This window comes from Microbacterium oxydans (genome assembly GCF_006540085.1).
Classification (GTDB): Bacteria; Actinomycetota; Actinomycetes; order Actinomycetales; family Microbacteriaceae; genus Microbacterium; species Microbacterium oxydans.
Map to the genome: position 1 here is coordinate 209,162 of NZ_BJOG01000002.1, position 16,438 is coordinate 225,599.

Consider the following 16,438-nt stretch of genomic DNA (forward strand, 5'->3'; position numbering starts at 1 on the left):
TTACACCTCCTCGCGGGGGTAGCGGACGCCGATCTGCGCCCTGATCTCGTCAAGGGTGCCCATGATCGCGACGCTCTCGGCGATGGGCAGGATGTCGCCCGCGAGGGTGCCTTCGCTCACCAGACGCTCGGCGGCGAGCGCCTGGAACTGCATGCCACGGCCCTCGACCTCGGAGGTGTAGCTCTCCTGCACCGTGCCGTCCGGCAGGACGAGGCGGAACGTGGTCGGGCTGTACCAGACGGTGTCGATGTCGATGCGGGCGGCCGTGCCGATGATGCTCGCGACGTTGGGGCCTGCAGCCCGCGACGACGAGAGGCTGGTCGAGACCGCACCGCCGTCGTGGGTCATGACCGTGGCGACCTCGGAGTCGGCTCCCGTCTCGATGAGGCGGCCGACGGCGCGGATGCTGGTCGGTGCGCCGAGGATGTCCCAGATGAAGGAGATCGGGTAGATCCCGAGGTCCAGCAGGGCGCCGCCACCGAGTTCGAGGGCGTTGAGCCGATGCGCGGGTTCGGAGGGCAGCAGCTGGGTGTGATCGGCGCTCACGGCCCGGATCTCACCGAGGGCGCCGTCGACGATGAGCTCGCGGATGCGGACCATGTGCGGCAGGTACCGCGTCCACATCGCTTCCATCACCAGCAGACCGCGCTCGGCGGCGAGCGCCTGCAGGTCTTCCGCCTCGGCGCGGTTCAGGGTGAACGCCTTCTCGGCGAGCACATGCTTGCCGTGCTCGAGGGCAAGGCGGGCGTTCTCGTGATGCATCGGGTGCGGTGTCGACACGTAGATGATGTCGACATCGGGGTCCGCGACGAGGTCTTCATACGAAGAATGCGCGCGGGGGATGTCGAAGCGGGCGGCGAACGCGTCGGCCGACTCCTGTGACCGGGATCCGACGGCCACGAGGTCGAGCCCGGCGGTTCGCAGATCGGACGCGAATGCGCCGGCGATTCCGCCGGTCGCGAGGATTCCCCACCGAAGACCTGTCATGGTCTCAGCGTAGGGGGTGCTCCGGGTGTGACGGACTGTTACATCCCGTGACGCCCGGCATCGACGCCATGGCAGCGGGTGGGGAGCGGCTCCTACCGTGACGGGCATGACCGAACCCCTCATCATCGGCGCCATGGTGCGCACCCTCGGCGCGTATCCCTCGGGCTGGCGGCAGCCAGGGGCGCACCGCGACCCTGCGAGAGACGCCGACATCCTGCGCCACATCGCGCGAGAGGGAGAGGATGCCGGGCTCGACTATCTGTTCTTCGGCGACTGGCTCGCCACGGGGCCGGACCTGGAGTTCCGCGATCCGTATCTGCTGGCGCGCATCGACCCCGTGAGCGCCGTGCTCTTCCTCGCGGGAGTGACCTCGCGGATCGGCCTGATCGCCACGGTGAACACGACCTACGCCGACCCGTACACGACCGCGCGGTCGCTCGCCTCGCTCGACGTGCTCACCCGCGGCCGTGCCGGCATCAACCTCGTCACCGGCGCCGAGCCGCGCGCGGCCGGGAACCACGGTCGCGACGCGCACGCCGACAACGAGACCCGCTACGACCGGGCGGAGGAGTTCGTCGAAGCCCTGCGCCGGCTGTGGGATTCGTGGGGCGAGGACGCCTGGATCGCCGACGCCGATCGTGGGGTGCTGATCGATCCGGAGGGGCTGCGCGCCGCCGAGCTGCGGGGCGCTCAGGTGCGGGTCGCCGGGCCGCTCAACGTCGCTCGACCTCCGCAGGGCCGGATCCCGATCGTGCATGCCGGCACATCGCCGCGGTCGAGGGCGCTCGCGGCGACCGCGGCCGATCTCGCCCTGACCGCCGCACCGACGCTGGCGGACGCCATCGCCACACGACGGCTGCTGCGGGACATCGCCGCCGAGTCCGGACGCTCGCCCGATGCGCTGAAGGTGATCGCGCCGGTGCTCCCGGTCGTCGCGGACACGGATGCCGATGCTCGTCGCATCGTGGAGCGGCTGCTCGCCCTGGTGCCGCTCGCCGAGGGGCACCAGGCGGCGCGGACGGCGTTCCCGCTGAACCGCAGCATCGCCGCGCTCGCCGACGCGTTCGACGTTCCGGTCGACGACCCGCTGCGCTCCGCCACCTTCGATGCGCCGGTGACTGCCGCGGAAGCACTCCGGCTGGGCGCGCGCGGTGCGGCGCTGATCGAACGTCTCGCCCTCATCGCCGGGCTGAACGTCTCCGGGGGCGCGACCGCCGATCCCCTCACCTGGCGGCACCTGGTCGCCGCGCACGCGGTGCCGGCCGCCTTCGTCGTCGGTGACGCGGGAACCATCGCCGATCATTTCGAGACCTGGCGGGAGGAAGGCGGGGCGGACGGGTTCAACGTGCTGTCGGCTTTCCAACCGGCGCAGTTCGAGGCGTTCACGCGTAACGCGGCGCCGGAGTTGCGCCGTCGCGGGCTGCTGCGAAGCGAGGAGCAGGGCGACGGGACCACACTCCGCGACCGCCTGCGCATTACGTCGTATGTCGACGCATGACGACCGGCGTCGCCCGGGTCGCGCGTTCCCGCCCCTGATTCCTACCGTGAAGTCACCTCAACGCACGGCATCTCGACACACAGCACCTCACCCGAAGCATCACACCCGAAACCTGGAGAACCACCCATGAACCGTCGCCTCCTCCGCGCCGCCGCCATCGCGGTGCCGCTCATCCTGGCGGGAAGCCTCGCCGCCTGCGCGTCGACGCCCGCCCCGGCGAACTCTCCCGCCGAAGGCGGCGACCCCGTAAAGGGTGGAACGCTCACGTACCTCGAGCACCAGGCCTACACGAACCTGTATCCGCCGCAGGCCGGCTTCTACCCCAACGGCGGCATCGTGAACAACATCGCGGCCCGCCTGACCTGGCAGAACCCTGACACGCTCGAGATCGAGCCGTGGATCGCCTCCGACTGGACCGTGAACGACGACGCGACCGAGTACACGTTCAACCTGAACCCCGACGTGACGTTCTCGGACGGCACGGTGCTCGACGCCGCGGCAGTGAAGAAGAACTTCGACACCTACGGCCTGGGCGATGCGGAACGGGGCCTGACCGTCTCCGAGGCGATCAACAACTACGCCAGCAGCGAGGTGGTCGACGACGACACCGTGACGTTCCACTTCTCCGCACCGTCCCCCGGGTTCCTGCAGGCGACCTCGACCATCAACTCGGGTCTGCTGTCGCCGGAGACGCTCGACGGCACGATCGAGGACTTCGGCGCGGGCAACGCCGCCGAGATCATCGGGTCCGGTCCGTTCACGGTCACGGGGGAGAAGCTCGGCACCGAGTACACGCTCACCGCGCGCGACGACTACGACTGGGGACCCGACAGCGTCGACAATGACGGTCGCCCGTACCTCGACGCCGTGCACGTGCTGATCACCCCCGAAGACTCGGTGCGGATCGGCTCGCTGCTCGCGGGCCAGGCCGACTACGTGCGCTACGTGCAGGCGTTCGACGAGGACCGCGTCGAGGCAGCCGGCTTCACCCTCTACGCGCCGCAGACCCGCGGCGTCAACAACTCGATCGCCCTGCGTCCCGAGAATCCGCTGCTCACCGACATCCGCGTGCGGCAGGCGATCATCGCCGCGGTGAACGCGCAGGAGGTCGTCGACACGCTGTTCACCGAGAACTACCCGGCGGCGACGTCGGTGCTCTCCTCCCAGGCGCTCGGCTACAAGGACGAGTCGAAGCACTACGCCTACGACCCGAAGAAGGCCGAGAAGCTGCTCGACGAGGCCGGCTGGGAGCCCGGCGCCGACGGCATCCGCGAGAAGGATGGCGAGCGCCTCTCGATCACGGTGTACGAGGCGAAGCCGCAGCCGCTGTCGAAGCAGACCCTGGAGCTCGTGGCGCAGCAGCTGGCGAAGGTGGGTGTCGAGCTCTCGGTCAAGCCCGGTGATGCCGGAAGCTACGCCGAGGACACGCGCGACCCGCTCAAGACCGGCTTCTACCACTCGATGGTCGGACGCGCGGATCTGGACGTGATCAAGAGCCAGTACTTCACGAAGAACCGCGATGTGCTGATCTCGAAGGACGCGAAGCTCGATGAACTGCTGCTCGCCGTGGCCTCAGAGCCGGACGCCGACAAGCGCGTCGCCGCATCGCAGGCCGTGCAGGACTACATCGCCGAGCAGGCCTACGTGATCCCGCTCTTCGAGGAGCCGCAGGTGTACGGCACCGCGACCTACGTGCACGGCGTCGCCTTCGAGTCGGTCGGACGCCCGACGTTCTCCGGCGTCTGGCTCGCCGAGCACTGATCGGGATGGTGCGTCGATGAGTTTCGTCCTCCGACGAGCCGGGCAGGCCGCGATCGTTCTGATCGCGGCCTTCACGGCCACGTTCTTCCTGCTGCAGCTGCTGCCGGGCGATGCGATCCTGATCAAGTTCTCCGATCCCAGCCTCGGGCTGTCCACGGATCAGCTCGACAGCATCCGAGCCACCTACGGCACGGATCTGCCGTGGTGGGAGCAGTACGTGCACGCGGGGCTCGGGTTCCTCGCCGGGGACTTCGGCTACTCCACGCAGTTCGGCACGCCCGTGCTGACGATGCTCGCGGAGGCGCTCCCCGCGACGCTGCTGCTCGCGTCCCTCGGGCTCCTCGTCGCTCTGCTCCTGGCCGTGCTGATCGCCGGACTCTCCTCGCTCGCCCCGTTCGCCTGGCTTCGCGACGGACTTCGTCAGGTGCCCGGTCTCTTCGTCGCGGTGCCGGTCTTCTGGCTCGGCATCCTGCTCATCCAGGTGTTCTCGTTCGGGCTCGGCTGGGTGCCGATCGTCGGGGCCGACCCGGTGAGCGGACTCATCCTGCCCGTGCTGACCCTCGCCGTGCCGATCTCGGCTCCGCTGGCGCAGGTGCTGGTCCGCGCGATCGATCAGGTGCAGGCGCAGCCGTTCGTCACGGTGGTCCGGGCGAAGGGGGCCCCGCCGCTGTGGGTGCTCACGCGCTCCGTCGCCCGCAACGCCGCCGTGCCGACCCTGACGATCGCGGGCGTGCTGTTCGGGGAACTCGTCGGGGGAGCCGTCGTCACCGAGACGGTGTTCGGCCGCACGGGCATCGGCCGTCTCACCGAGCAGGCCGTCGCGAACCAGGACATCCCGGTGCTGCAGGGTGTGGTGCTGCTCTCGGCGCTCGGCTTCGTCGTCATCAGCTTCGCCGTCGACCTCGTCACGCCGCTCATCGACCCGCGTCAGCGCGCGGTCGCGCGCTCCACCGCGTCCGTCGCCGCCCGCCCCGCGCCTCAGGAGGTGCCCGCATGACCGCTCCCGTGATCGCTGCGACGAGTGTCGAACCGGACTCCGAGCCGACCCCGACCGTCCCCGAGCTTCCGCGGACCCCTCGCCGCCCTGGCCGTCTGCGCGGCCGCGCGTGGGGGCTGTATCTCGCGTTCGCCGTGGTCGCCGTCGCTGTGTTGTGGGCGGTCATCCCCGGCGTGTTCGCGCCCGGCGACCCGCTCACCGGTGTGCCGGCCGACAAGCTGCTGCCGCCGAGTGCCGCGCATTGGTTCGGCACCGACACCCTCGGCCGTGATCTGTTCGGCCGTGTCGTCCACGGTGCCGTGCACTCGCTCTCGGGCGCGCTGATCGCCGTCACGGTGGGTCTCGCTCTCGGCACGGTTCTCGGCGCGATAGCCGGAGCCGTGGGCGGGGTGGTGGACGACGTGCTGATGCGCATCGTCGACGTGCTGCTCGCGATTCCCGGGCTGCTCCTGTCCCTCTCGGTGATCATCCTGCTCGGATTCGGCACGGTCAACGCCGCCCTCGCCGTGGGACTCGGCAGCGTCGCGGCGTTCGCGCGGCTGATGCGCGCCGAGGTCGCCCGGGTGCGGCGCACCGAGTACGTCGAGGCCGCCTTCGGCAGCGGTGCCACCTTCTTGGCCGTGCTGCGTCGACACGTGCTTCCCAACTCCCTCACCCCCATCGTCGCGCTCGCCGCCCTGCAGTTCGGGACGGCGATCCTCGCCATCTCGACGCTCGGGTTCCTCGGCTACGGCGCTCCGCCACCCACCCCGGAATGGGGACTGCTGATCGCCGAGGGCCGCAACTACATGGGCACCGCCTGGTGGCTCACGGCATTGCCGGGTCTCATCGTCGTCGCGGTCGTGCTCAGCGCCAACCGCATCAGCCACCGCATCGGAAGGGGCACGCGATGAGCGTTCTGACCGCATCGGATCTGCGCATCTCCTACGGGGGTCGTGAAGTCGTGCACGGCGTCTCCTTCGAGATCGGCGAGGGGGAGACCCTCGCCCTCGTCGGGGAGTCGGGGTCGGGCAAGTCCACGACCGCCCACGCGCTCCTCGGGCTCCTCCCCGCAGGGGGCAGGGTCGACGGCGGGACGGTCGTCCTGGGCGACCTCGACATCTCAGGGTGGTCCGATCGTGCGCTGCGCGGCATCCGCGGTGCGGAGATCGGCCTGGTCCCGCAGGATCCGACGACCTCCCTCGACCCGGTGCGTCCGGTCGGGAAGCAGGTCGAGGAGATCCTGCGCCTGCATGGGCATCGGGATCGGCGCTCGCGTCGTGCACGGGCCATCGAGCTGCTCGACCGTGTCGGTATCGACGACCCGGATCTGCGGGCGCGTCAGTATCCGCACGAGCTCTCCGGAGGCATGCGGCAGCGTGTGCTGATCGCGACCGCGATCGCCCTGCGACCCCGCCTGCTGATCGCCGACGAGCCCACCAGTGCCCTCGACGCCACGGTGCAGCGCAAGGTGCTCGATCTGCTCGACGAGCTGCAGCGCGAGGAGGGCACCAGCATCCTGCTCGTGACCCACGACCTGGGCGTTGCCGCCGATCGGGCGGAGCGACTCGTCGTGCTCAAGGACGGCCGGATCGTGGAGCAGGGGCGGAGCGAGGAGGTGCTCGCCGCACCGACGGACCCGTACACGCGTCAGCTGCTCGCCGATGCTCCCGCGTTCACGACCGGCTTCCGGCGTCCGGACGCCCCGCCGTTCCTGCGGGATGCCGCAGCCGTCGCCGCGGAGAACCCGTACGCGATCGTCGCCGAAGGGCTTGTGAAGGAGTTCCGCGTCGCCGGCCGGGAGCGGTTCCGCGCTGTCGACGACGTCTCGTTCCGGGTTCGCCGTGGTACCACCCACGCGCTCGTCGGCGAATCGGGGTCGGGGAAGACCACGACGGCGAGACTGGTCACGCGCTTCCATCAGCCGGACGCCGGGACCATCGAGGTCGCCGGAGAAGACGTGACCCACGCGAAGCGCGAGCAGCTGCGAGCGCTGCGCCGCCGTGTGCAGCTCGTCTACCAGAACCCGTTCGCCTCGCTGGATCCCCGCCAGCAGATCGTCGACATCGTCGCGGAGCCGCTGCAGAACTTCCACGTCGGATCTCGCGCCGAGCGCAGCGAACGCGCGCTCGCTCTCCTCGACCGGGTCGCGCTCCCGTCCGATGTCGCGCGGCGCACCCCGCGCGAACTCTCGGGCGGACAGCGGCAGCGTGTCGCGATCGCGAGGGCCCTCGCGATCGATCCCGAGGTCGTGGTGCTCGACGAGGCGGTGTCGGCGCTGGACGTGACCGTGCAGGCGCGCATCCTGGAACTGCTCACCTCGCTGCAGGCGGAGCTCGGGCTCACCTACCTGTTCATCTCGCACGACCTCGCCGTCGTGCGCAGGATCAGTCACACGGTCTCGGTGATGCGCCGCGGCCGGATCGTGGAGGAGGGGCAGACGGAAGACCTCTTCCGCGACCCGCAGCACGAGTACACCAGGGAGTTGCTGGCAGCGGTCCCCGGACGAACGGAGATCGTCGTATGACCACCGAATCCGCCCCTTCGACCGGGCCCACCGTCGCGTTCTTCACGCGTCTGCTCGACGACGCGTCTCCTGCCGAGAGGTATGCGCTCGCCACCTCGCAGATCCAGCAGGCGGAGCGCCACGGGATCGGGAGAGCCTGGGTCGCACAGCATCATTTCCACGCGGCCGAGGGTGGTCTGCCGTCGCCGCTGGTGTTCCTCGCGCACGCGGCCGCCGTCACGAGTGACATCCGACTGGGGACCGGCGTGATCACCCTGCCGTTGGAGGACCCGGTGCGGGTGGCCGAGGATGCCGTGGTCGCAGATCTGCTCTCCGGGGGGCGAGTGGATCTGGGCCTCGGCAGCGGCGGCACCCCGTCGTCGTTCGTGCCGTTCGGGGAGGATGTGCGAGACAAGGCGGTGACCTACGACCGCAAGCTGCGCACGCTCCTCGACGGCCTCGCCGGTCGCGACGTCGGCGCGGGCAACACGCTCTACCCGGATGCGGGAGACCTCGCCGACCGTGTGTGGCAGGCCACCTTCTCCGCTCCCGGCGGTCACCGCGCCGGCATCCACGGGCACGGGCTCCTGCTCTCCCGCACTCAGCCGCGCAGGCCCGACCGCCTGTACGCCCCCTTGTCCGAGCTGCAGGACCCGATCATCGACGCGTACCTCGAGGCACTGCCGGTCGGGGTGACTCCGCGGATCACCGCCTCGCGCACCGTGTTCGTCGCGGATGACCGCGCCGAGGCTCTGCGGTTCGCCGAGGTCGGGCTGCGTCGGGCGGCGGACGGCTTCCGTCGGCAGGGCCAGACCATCCCCGGTGACGACATCGACGAGTTGATAGCCGCGCTCGACACGCATCTGGGCACGCCAGACCAGGTTGCCGAGTCGCTCGCCGCCGACGCCACCCTCACCCGCGCGACAGAGGTGGCCTTCCAGGTGCACTCGGTCGATGCGCCGCACGAGCACGTGCTGCGCTCGATCGCACTGTTCGCCGACGAGGTCGCCCCGGCCCTCGGCTACGCCATCGCGGAGACAGCAAACACCGAGACAATCAAGGAGAACGCATGACCGACGACACCGTCCTCACCGACGACACCGTCCTCACCGACGACACCGTGGACCGGATCGTGGGGGTGACGCCGGAGCTGGACGAACTGCGCCGCCGCCGTCCGGTCACCAGAGAGCAGCTGCAGGCGAGCTTCGACGCCCTCTTCCGACCGGTCACGGTCGCGCATGTGTCGCAGGCGGAGCGCGAGCTCGTCGCAGCCTTCGCCACCGGACTCGCCGGCGTCGACGATGCGACAGCGGCGTTCTATGCCGCCCGCGCGCGCGAGGCCGATCCGGAGCGGGCGGGAGCAGTGCTCGCCGAGGCAGCCGGGGCGTCGACGAGCGGTCCGTTCGGCGCCTACACCGAACTCGGCCTGCAGTCCGAGAACACGGAGGGCGAACGGTATGAGCCCGATGGTGCCGTGACCGCCGTCATCGGCGAGCGCCTCGCCGCAGCCCTCGCGCACACGCACCTGCTCGTGTTCCGGCCCCGTGAAGCGTCGGGCGCCGATCTCGGGCGACTGCTCGATGCCGGGTGGTCGACCGAGGGGATCGTCACGCTGTCCCAGCTGGTGTCGTTCCTCGCCTTCCAGCAGCGGGTCGTCACCGGACTCCGTGCGCTCGCCGCTGCAGGACTCACCGCCCAGACCGAGATCTCCGAGGAGGAGGCCGCATGACCGCCGCACAGACCGTGCTCCGGCACGACGACGCCCCGCACCCGTACGCCTTCACCCGCGGAGAGGTGGGCTGGGTCCCGCATCTCGAGCCCCTCGCGGAGAAGGAGCTGACGCCACGGCACTACGACGGGCTCGTCGATGCCGCGCGGGCGAAGAACGACTACTTCCGGTTGCTGGCCCGTGACCCCGAGGTGCTCAAGGCGCGGACACTCGTCGACAAGGACATCTTCTACAACGTCGCCGAGGGTCTGCCGCGCGCCGACCGCGAGCTGGCGGCGACCGCAGCATCACGGCGCAACGGGTGCGTGTTCTGCGCCTCGGTGCATTCCCGCTTCGCCGCACACCACAGCAAGCGGGTCGAGGACGTCGACCTGCTGCTGGACGAGGGGGTCGACGCCGATCTCGGCGAGCGCTGGAACGCGATCGTGGCCGCGTCGGTCGCGCTCACCGACACTCCGAGCACATTCGGGGAGCACGAGATCGCCCGGCTGCGGGCGGCAGGACTCGACGACCTGGAGGTCGCTGATGTCATCCACGGCGCGGCGTTCTTCAACTGGGCGAACCGCCTGATGCTGTCGATCGGTCGGCCGGTCGCTCCCGCCTGACCCTCGCTCTCGGCTACAGAAGCAGCCGCTCTGCGCTACGGGAGCAGGATGATCTTGCCCGAGGCGGCGCCGGATTCCATGAGCTCATGGGCCTGCGCCGCCTCGGCGAGCGGCAGCTGAGGGCCGAGCTCGATCGTGAAGTCGCCGGCGTCGAGGAGGGCGATCGTCTCGGGCAGGGCCTCGGCGCGCCAGGCGAGCTCCTGCGTGGTCAGCGGGACGGGCGAGCCGCCGGAGAACGCCCGGATGCCGAAGGACGCCGCATCCGGCCCTCGCACGATCGTCGCGATGCGCTCACGGTCGGCGACGAGCGCCAGCGACGCCTCGATCGCCTCATCGGTGCCGGCGCAGTCGAGCACCACGGTCACGGGTGACGGAGCGACGGCTCGCACCCGGTCGAGCAGACCATCACCGTAGGCGACGGGGATCGCCCCGAGCTCGCGCAGCTGGTCGTGGCGGGCGGGGCTTCCTGTGGCGATCACGGTGGCACCCCAGGCGACCGCGAACTGCACGGCGGCCTGGCCGACGGATCCGGAACCGCCGTGCACCAGCAGCACGTCGCCCTCGGTCACTCCCAGCGACCGCAGCGACTGGTAGGCGGTGCCCGCGGGGATGCCGATCCCGGCGCCCTCGGCCGTCGTGACCGAGTCGGGGAGCTTCGCGAGCTTCTCGGTCGCGATCGCGAGCGCCGAGGCGTAGGTGCCGTTCCCGTCGCGGATGGCCACCCGGTCGCCGACGGCGAGATCGTCGACCCCTTCGCCCAGCACCTCGACGATGCCGGCGCCGTCGAAGCCGACAGGACGCGGCTCGGTGATCGGCGGGGACGGGCGCTTGCCGCCCCGCAGCTTGGCGTCGATCGGGTTCGCTCCCGCCGCCTCGATCCGCACGACGACCTCACCGCGTGCGGCGACCGGATCCGGGATCTCGATCAGGTGGAGGACAGCGGGGGAGCCGATTTCGGTGTAGACGATCGCGCGAGCCATGCGTTCAGGCTACCCGGGGTACGCGGGGCCCGGTCTCGGGTCAGCGGCCGGAGAGGACCTTCATGATGCGCTGAGGCGACACCGGCTGCGCGGTGCCCAGACGCTGTGCGAACACACTCACGCGATACTCCTCGAGCAGCCAGCGCACCTCGACGAGCGCGGGCGTCGCGTCGGGGGCGAGGGGGATGGTGCCGCCCGCGTCTTGGAACGCCTTCGCCATCCGTTCGTACTCGGTCATGCGCGCGCGGTCCTTGCCCGGCTCGCTCGCCAGAGTCTTCAAGCGGTCCAGCATCCCCTCCAGATAGCGGGGGAAGTGCGCGAGGCGCTCGGCTCCCGCGGCGGAGACGAATCCCGGGTGCAGCAGGCCGCTCAGCTGGGTGCGGATGTCGTTCAGTGGTCCGAGCAGGGCGAGCGAGTTCTGCGACTTGATGCCGCGCTCGACGTCCCGGGACTTGGTGAGGATGCGTGCGACCAGCGACACGCAGGTGAACAGCTCGTCGACGAGCACGGCGGAGACCGCGTCCCGCACCCGGTCGAAATCGGCCTCGTTGCGAGCGATCCCTTCCGGCACGAGGCTCTGGATGACCTTTCTGGCCACTGCCGCGCGGCAGTCTTCGATGAGTGCGGCCGCTGAGGGATACGGCGAGGCTGCGAGCGCCAGCTTCTCCTGGCTCGTGAGGTGCTCCTGCACGTACGAGGACGGAGAGGGGACGCCCAGCAGCACGAGCCGCAGCACGCCGTCGCGCGTCGCCGCTGCCGCCGCGTCGGGGGTGGATTCGACACGCACCGACACCGTCTTGCCCTGATCGACGACGGCCGGGTAGCCGCGGACCACCCCTCCGGCGACGCGGGTGTCGAGCACCTCCGGCAGCTCCCCGAAAGTCCAGGCCGTGAGACCAGTCTGCTCGAGCGACGCGGCGGCGATGCGTTCGACGCCCTCGCCCGGGGTGCCGCGTTTCGCGCCGGGGGCGCCGGAGCGGGGAGGGGCGGCGATCGAGCGGGCGACGCTGCTGCGAGCGCGGTCGGAGAGCTGCGTCTGCAGGGCACGCAGATCGCGTCCGGAGCCGACCACCCTGCCGCGCTCGTCCACGGCGCGGAAGTTCATGCGCAGATGCGGGGGCACCCGTTCATCGTCGAAGTCGGCGGCGGAGACCAGTTGATTGGCGAGCGGCTGGATGCGACGGGCGAGGGCTTCCTTGAGCGTGCGCGGGGGCAGACCGCCGTGCGACTCCGGCCCTTCGTCGATGAGCTCGGCACCGAACTTCTCCGCCCAGTCGGCCGCGGGCACCACGTGGCGACGGATGGCCTTGGGGAGAGCGCGCAGCAGACCGGTCACGAGCTCGGCACGCAGGCCGGGAACCTGCCAGTCGAAGCCGCGATCCTCGATCTGGGCGAGCAGGGGCAGGGGCACGACGACGCTCACTCCGTCGTCGTCGGCGCCCGGCTCGAATCGGTAGGCGAGGCCGAGCACCTGATCGCCCTGCGTCCACCGGGTCGGGAACTCGCGCTGATCCGCGCGCTCCTCGTCGTCGATCAGGTCGCTCTCGCGCATCACGAGCAGCTTCGGCGTGGCCGCCATGGCCTCGCGCCACCAGCTCTCGAACGAGCGCACATCGAAAACCTCGGCGGGGATGCGTTCGTCGTAGAAACGGAACACGGCCTCGTCGCCCGCGAGGATGTCGCGGCGGCGCTCGCGCTCCTCCAGCTTCTCGAGGCGCTTGCGCAGCTCGGCGTTGCTGCGCCAGAACGCACTCACCCTCTTGTCGATCCGCGTCGGATCCCACTCGCCCTCGACCAGCGCGTGCCGCACGAACAGCTCGCGTGAGGCGGCTCTGTCGATGCGCGCGAACTGCACGCGCCTGCGCGGGATGATCTCGAGCCCGAAGAGCGTCACCTTCTCGAACGCGACAGCGGCCCCCGCATCCTTGGACCAGTGCGGCTCGGTCACCTGGCGCTTGGCCAGATCCCCGGCGAGGGGTTCGGCCCAGGCCGGATCGATCGCGGCGACCGTGCGTGCGAACGTGCGGGAGGTCTCGACGATCTCGGCGGCGATCACCGCGCGCGGGCTCTTCTTGCGCAGCCCGGAGCCGGGGAAGATCGAGAAGCGGATCCCTCGGGCTCCGCGATACTCCGCGATGCGCCGACCCTTCTGCTCCTTCGCGGGGGCGTGCGTCTTGCCGGCGGGGGCGGTGCGCTCGTCGAGGATGCCGATCTGCGAGAGCAGGCCGGAGAGCAGGGCGCGGTGGATCGCATCGGGGTCGCTGGCGCCCCCGCCCTCCCCGTCACGGTCGTTCGTCTTCACGAGGGTGCGGAGCTGGCGGTGCACATCGAACCACTCGCGCACCCGCACGTAGTTGAGGTGCTCGGAGCGGCAGAGTCGACGGAACGCGCTCGAACCGAGCTCGCGCTGCTGCTCACGCAGGTGGTTCCACAGGTTCAGCAGGGTCAGGAAGTCGCTGGTCGGGTCGACGAACCGCGCATGCAGGCGGTCGGCCTCCTCCCGACGCTCTTCCGGCCGCTCCCGCACGTCCTGGATCGTCATGCCTGAGACGATCGCGAGCACGTCGCGTGTCACAGACGAGTGGGTCGGCGAACCCGTCGAAGGGCGCCCCGCCTCGATCAGCATGCGTGCGAACCGCGGATCGATCGGCATGCGCGAGATCTCGCGGCCGATGCGGGTCAGGTGCGGGGACCCGTCCCTGCGCGACGCCTCGACGGCGCCGAGCTCGGTGAGCAGGTCGAACGCGGCCTTCACCCCACGGGAGTCGGGCGGGGTGAGGAACGGGAACGCCGTGATGTCGCCGAAGCCCAGCGACAGCATCTGCAGGATGACCGAGGCCAGCGAGGTGCGCAGGATCTCGGGCTCGGTGTACTCCGGCCGCCTGTCGTAGTCGTCCTCTGAGTACAGGCGGATCGCGATGCCGTCGCTCGTACGGCCTGCGCGACCGGAACGCTGGTTGGCCGAGGCCTGCGAGACGGGCTCGATCGGAAGCCGCTGCACCTTGGAGCGGTTGCTGTAGCGGGAGATGCGCGCCGTGCCGGTGTCGATCACGTACTTGATGCCGGGCACGGTGAGGCTCGTCTCGGCCACGTTGGTGGCGAGGATCACCCGACGGCGCACGCCGGCCACCCTGCTGCGTTCGAACACCCGATGCTGGTCGGCGGCGGATAGGCGGCCGAACAGCGGCAGCACCTCGGTGGGGGAGCGGTCGTTCGCGTAGGCGCCGCGCACCGCGTCCGCGGCGTCGCGGATCTCGGCCTCACCGGGGAGGAAGACGAGCACGTCTCCCGGCGGTTCACGGTCGAGCTCCCGCAGGGCGGAGACGATCGCCGACACCTCGTCCTCCGGCTCGGCAGGCGAGCTCTCGTCGTCCGCATCCTCGACCGGCCCGCGGTAACGGATCTCCACCGGATAGGTGCGGCCGGAGACCTCGATGATCGGGGCGGGGGTTCCGTCGCCGCCGGTCTCCGAGGGAGCGGCGAAGTGCTTCGCGAAGCTCTCCGGATCGATCGTCGCGGAGGTGATGATCACCTTCAGATCCGGACGCTCCGGAAGGATGCGGGCGAGGTAGCCGAGCAGGAAGTCGACGTTGAGGGAGCGCTCGTGCGCTTCGTCGATGATGATCGTGTCGTAGCGCGTGAGCAGACGGTCGCGGTGGATCTCATTGAGGAGGATGCCGTCGGTCATCAGGGCGATGCGCGTGGCGTCGGACACCTTGTCGGTGAAGCGCACCTTGTAGCCGACGAGCGTGCCGAGCTCGACCTGCAGCTCTTCGGCCACGCGCTCCGCGATCGTGCGTGCGGCCAGGCGACGGGGCTGGGTGTGCGCGATGCGCTCGCGCCCGAGCTCGAGAGCGATCTTCGGCAGCTGCGTGGTCTTTCCCGATCCCGTGGCACCGGCGACGATCACGACCTGATGGTCGCGGATGGCGTCGGCGATCTCGGCCCTCGCCGCACTGACCGGCAGCTCGGGGGGATAGGAGATCACGGGAGAAGACATAGCCCTCCATCGTATGCCGGGAATCGCCCCCTACGATCATGGGGTGATCACCGCTCTCGCCCCTGTCCAGTGGTTCCGCGAGTTCGGGCGGCCGCCGCGCATCCTCGGGCTCGACATCGCCAGAGGACTGGCGATCCTCGGCATGGCCGGAGCGCACATCGGCGAGACAGAGGCATTCGACTGGTTCGACCCCTCGACGTGGACCGACCTGGTGCACGGGCGGTCCTCGATCCTGTTCGCGGTGCTCGCCGGTATCTCGATCGCCCTGATGACCGGGCGCAGTGCCGGTCCCGACCGCGAGCGGATCCCGAGCATCCGCCTGCAGCTGATCGGGCGCGGTGCGGTGATCTTCGTGATCGGGCTGGCGCTGGAGATGCTGAACACCCCGATCGCCGTGATCCTGACGCTCTACGGTCTGCTCTATGTCGCGGTCATCCCGTTCCTGCGGTGGCGGCCCTGGCAGCTGCTGAGCGCCAGTGCGGTGCTCGCGCTGCTGGGCCCGTCTCTGCTCGCCTTCCTGAACGCGGTGATGCTGAACCCCTACGGTTCCGGTATCGGATTCGTGCTCTACGGCACGTATCCGATCACGGTCTGGATGGCACTGGTGCTCGCCGGCATGGCGTTCGGTCGCCTGCACGTCGAGCGGCTGCGCACGGCGGCGGTCGCGCTCGGGATCGGGTTCGTGCTCGCCGTGATCGGCTACGGCTTGGGCGGAATCGGTCAGGCAGCGGGACTCGCCGGGGGCTTCAGCAGCAGCTCGTTCTCCGACAGCAGCTCCTTCTCCGACAGCAGCTCCTTCTCCGACGGCAGCTCCGGCAGCGTCGTCTCCCCGCCCTCCGGGTGGGAGGGATACCCGCAGGCGCTGACCGAGACAGATCCCCTCCGCGCCGTGCTCACCGCGGTGTTCGCGGTCGAACCGCACAGCGGCGGCACCGCAGAGATCCTCGGATCGGGCGGCTTCGCGCTCGTGGTCATCGCGCTGTGTCTGCTGCTGAGCCGGCCGCTGCGCTGGGTGCTGCTGCCGCTCGGCGCGCTCGGCTCTATGCCCCTGACGGCATACAGCGCTCACGTCGTCTCCGTCGTGCTGGTGGCCGGGCCAGGAGGGTTCTTCTCGAGCAACGCCTTCTGGGCGGCCACCGCGCTCGGACTGCTGCTCCTGACGACGCTCTGGTCGATGTTCTTCGGACGGGGCCCGCTGGAACGCCTGGTCGGACGAGGGGCAGCGGCGATGGCGGCGGTGCCGCGGCGCTGATATGGCGGCGGTGCGGTGGCGCTGATCCGGCCGGCTTCGAGCGTTCCTCCGGATCGGGAGGCGCGATGTGTTACCGTGGGTGCGCAACGCCTGTCTGGCGTCTGCGACCGACTGGCATGGCTGGTCGGACTGGGGAGTTTCGAA

At 70.2% G+C, this 16,438-nt stretch carries 12 protein-coding genes; 9 read left to right on the forward strand and 3 right to left on the reverse strand.

All coding sequences use genetic code 11. The features are described 5' to 3' along the window. Entirely contained in the window at positions 1 to 987 is a 987-nt protein-coding gene (locus MOX01_RS06910; protein ID WP_141369024.1) for a Gfo/Idh/MocA family protein, read from the reverse strand. Between the two features lie 106 nt (positions 988 to 1,093). Here MOX01_RS06910 and MOX01_RS06915 point away from each other — a divergent pair, with 106 nt between their 5' ends. From MOX01_RS06915 to MOX01_RS06950, 8 genes are all read left to right on the forward strand, one after another. Next, positions 1,094 to 2,485: an NtaA/DmoA family FMN-dependent monooxygenase gene (locus tag MOX01_RS06915; RefSeq protein WP_141369026.1), complete on the forward strand. Its 1,392-nt coding sequence runs from the start codon at positions 1,094 to 1,096 to the stop codon at positions 2,483 to 2,485. A gap of 126 nt (positions 2,486 to 2,611) precedes the next feature. After that, entirely contained in the window at positions 2,612 to 4,246 is a 1,635-nt protein-coding gene (locus MOX01_RS06920) for a TIGR04028 family ABC transporter substrate-binding protein (RefSeq protein ID WP_141369028.1), read from the forward strand. A 16-nt stretch (positions 4,247 to 4,262) separates the two neighbouring features. Further along, positions 4,263 to 5,243 carry an ABC transporter permease gene (locus MOX01_RS06925; RefSeq protein ID WP_141369030.1) on the forward strand — a complete coding sequence of 327 codons (981 nt, stop codon included), beginning with the start codon at positions 4,263 to 4,265 and terminating at the stop codon, positions 5,241 to 5,243. Next, positions 5,240 to 6,136: an ABC transporter permease gene (locus MOX01_RS06930; RefSeq protein WP_141369032.1), complete on the forward strand. Its 897-nt coding sequence runs from the start codon at positions 5,240 to 5,242 to the stop codon at positions 6,134 to 6,136. Before MOX01_RS06925 ends, MOX01_RS06930 begins: the two co-directional genes overlap by 4 nt. After that, complete coding sequence (locus MOX01_RS06935) at positions 6,133 to 7,749, forward strand: dipeptide ABC transporter ATP-binding protein (RefSeq protein WP_141369034.1); 1,617 nt, start codon at positions 6,133 to 6,135, stop codon at positions 7,747 to 7,749. Before MOX01_RS06930 ends, MOX01_RS06935 begins: the two co-directional genes overlap by 4 nt. Then, positions 7,746 to 8,801, forward strand: coding sequence for a putative FMN-dependent luciferase-like monooxygenase (locus tag MOX01_RS06940; protein ID WP_141369036.1), 1,056 nt, complete (start codon positions 7,746 to 7,748; stop codon positions 8,799 to 8,801). Before MOX01_RS06935 ends, MOX01_RS06940 begins: the two co-directional genes overlap by 4 nt. Beyond that, positions 8,798 to 9,457 carry a CMD domain protein gene (locus MOX01_RS06945; protein WP_061018277.1) on the forward strand — a complete coding sequence of 220 codons (660 nt, stop codon included), beginning with the start codon at positions 8,798 to 8,800 and terminating at the stop codon, positions 9,455 to 9,457. Before MOX01_RS06940 ends, MOX01_RS06945 begins: the two co-directional genes overlap by 4 nt. Next, positions 9,454 to 10,062, forward strand: a complete 609-nt coding sequence (locus tag MOX01_RS06950; RefSeq protein ID WP_141369038.1) for an alkylhydroperoxidase domain protein — start codon at positions 9,454 to 9,456, stop codon at positions 10,060 to 10,062. The genes MOX01_RS06945 and MOX01_RS06950 overlap by 4 nt, the downstream gene beginning before the upstream one ends. Before the next feature lie 35 nt (positions 10,063 to 10,097). On the opposite strand, the gene MOX01_RS06955 is transcribed toward MOX01_RS06950, so the two are convergent. Together MOX01_RS06955 and hrpA are read right to left on the reverse strand one after the other, a co-directional pair. Next, positions 10,098 to 11,042 carry a quinone oxidoreductase family protein gene (locus MOX01_RS06955; RefSeq protein ID WP_113680619.1) on the reverse strand — a complete coding sequence of 315 codons (945 nt, stop codon included), beginning with the start codon at positions 11,040 to 11,042 and terminating at the stop codon, positions 10,098 to 10,100. Between the two features lie 40 nt (positions 11,043 to 11,082). Beyond that, positions 11,083 to 15,042 (reverse strand): ATP-dependent RNA helicase HrpA, encoded by a 3,960-nt coding sequence (hrpA, locus tag MOX01_RS06960; protein WP_141369040.1) that lies wholly within the window; start codon positions 15,040 to 15,042, stop codon positions 11,083 to 11,085. 43 nt (positions 15,043 to 15,085) lie between these two features. Between hrpA and MOX01_RS06965 the strand changes: the two genes are divergently transcribed. Continuing rightward, a complete protein-coding gene (locus tag MOX01_RS06965) occupies positions 15,086 to 16,294 on the forward strand; it encodes a heparan-alpha-glucosaminide N-acetyltransferase domain-containing protein (RefSeq protein ID WP_230977825.1) in 1,209 nt (402 codons plus the stop codon). Positions 16,295 to 16,438 lie beyond the last annotated feature (144 nt).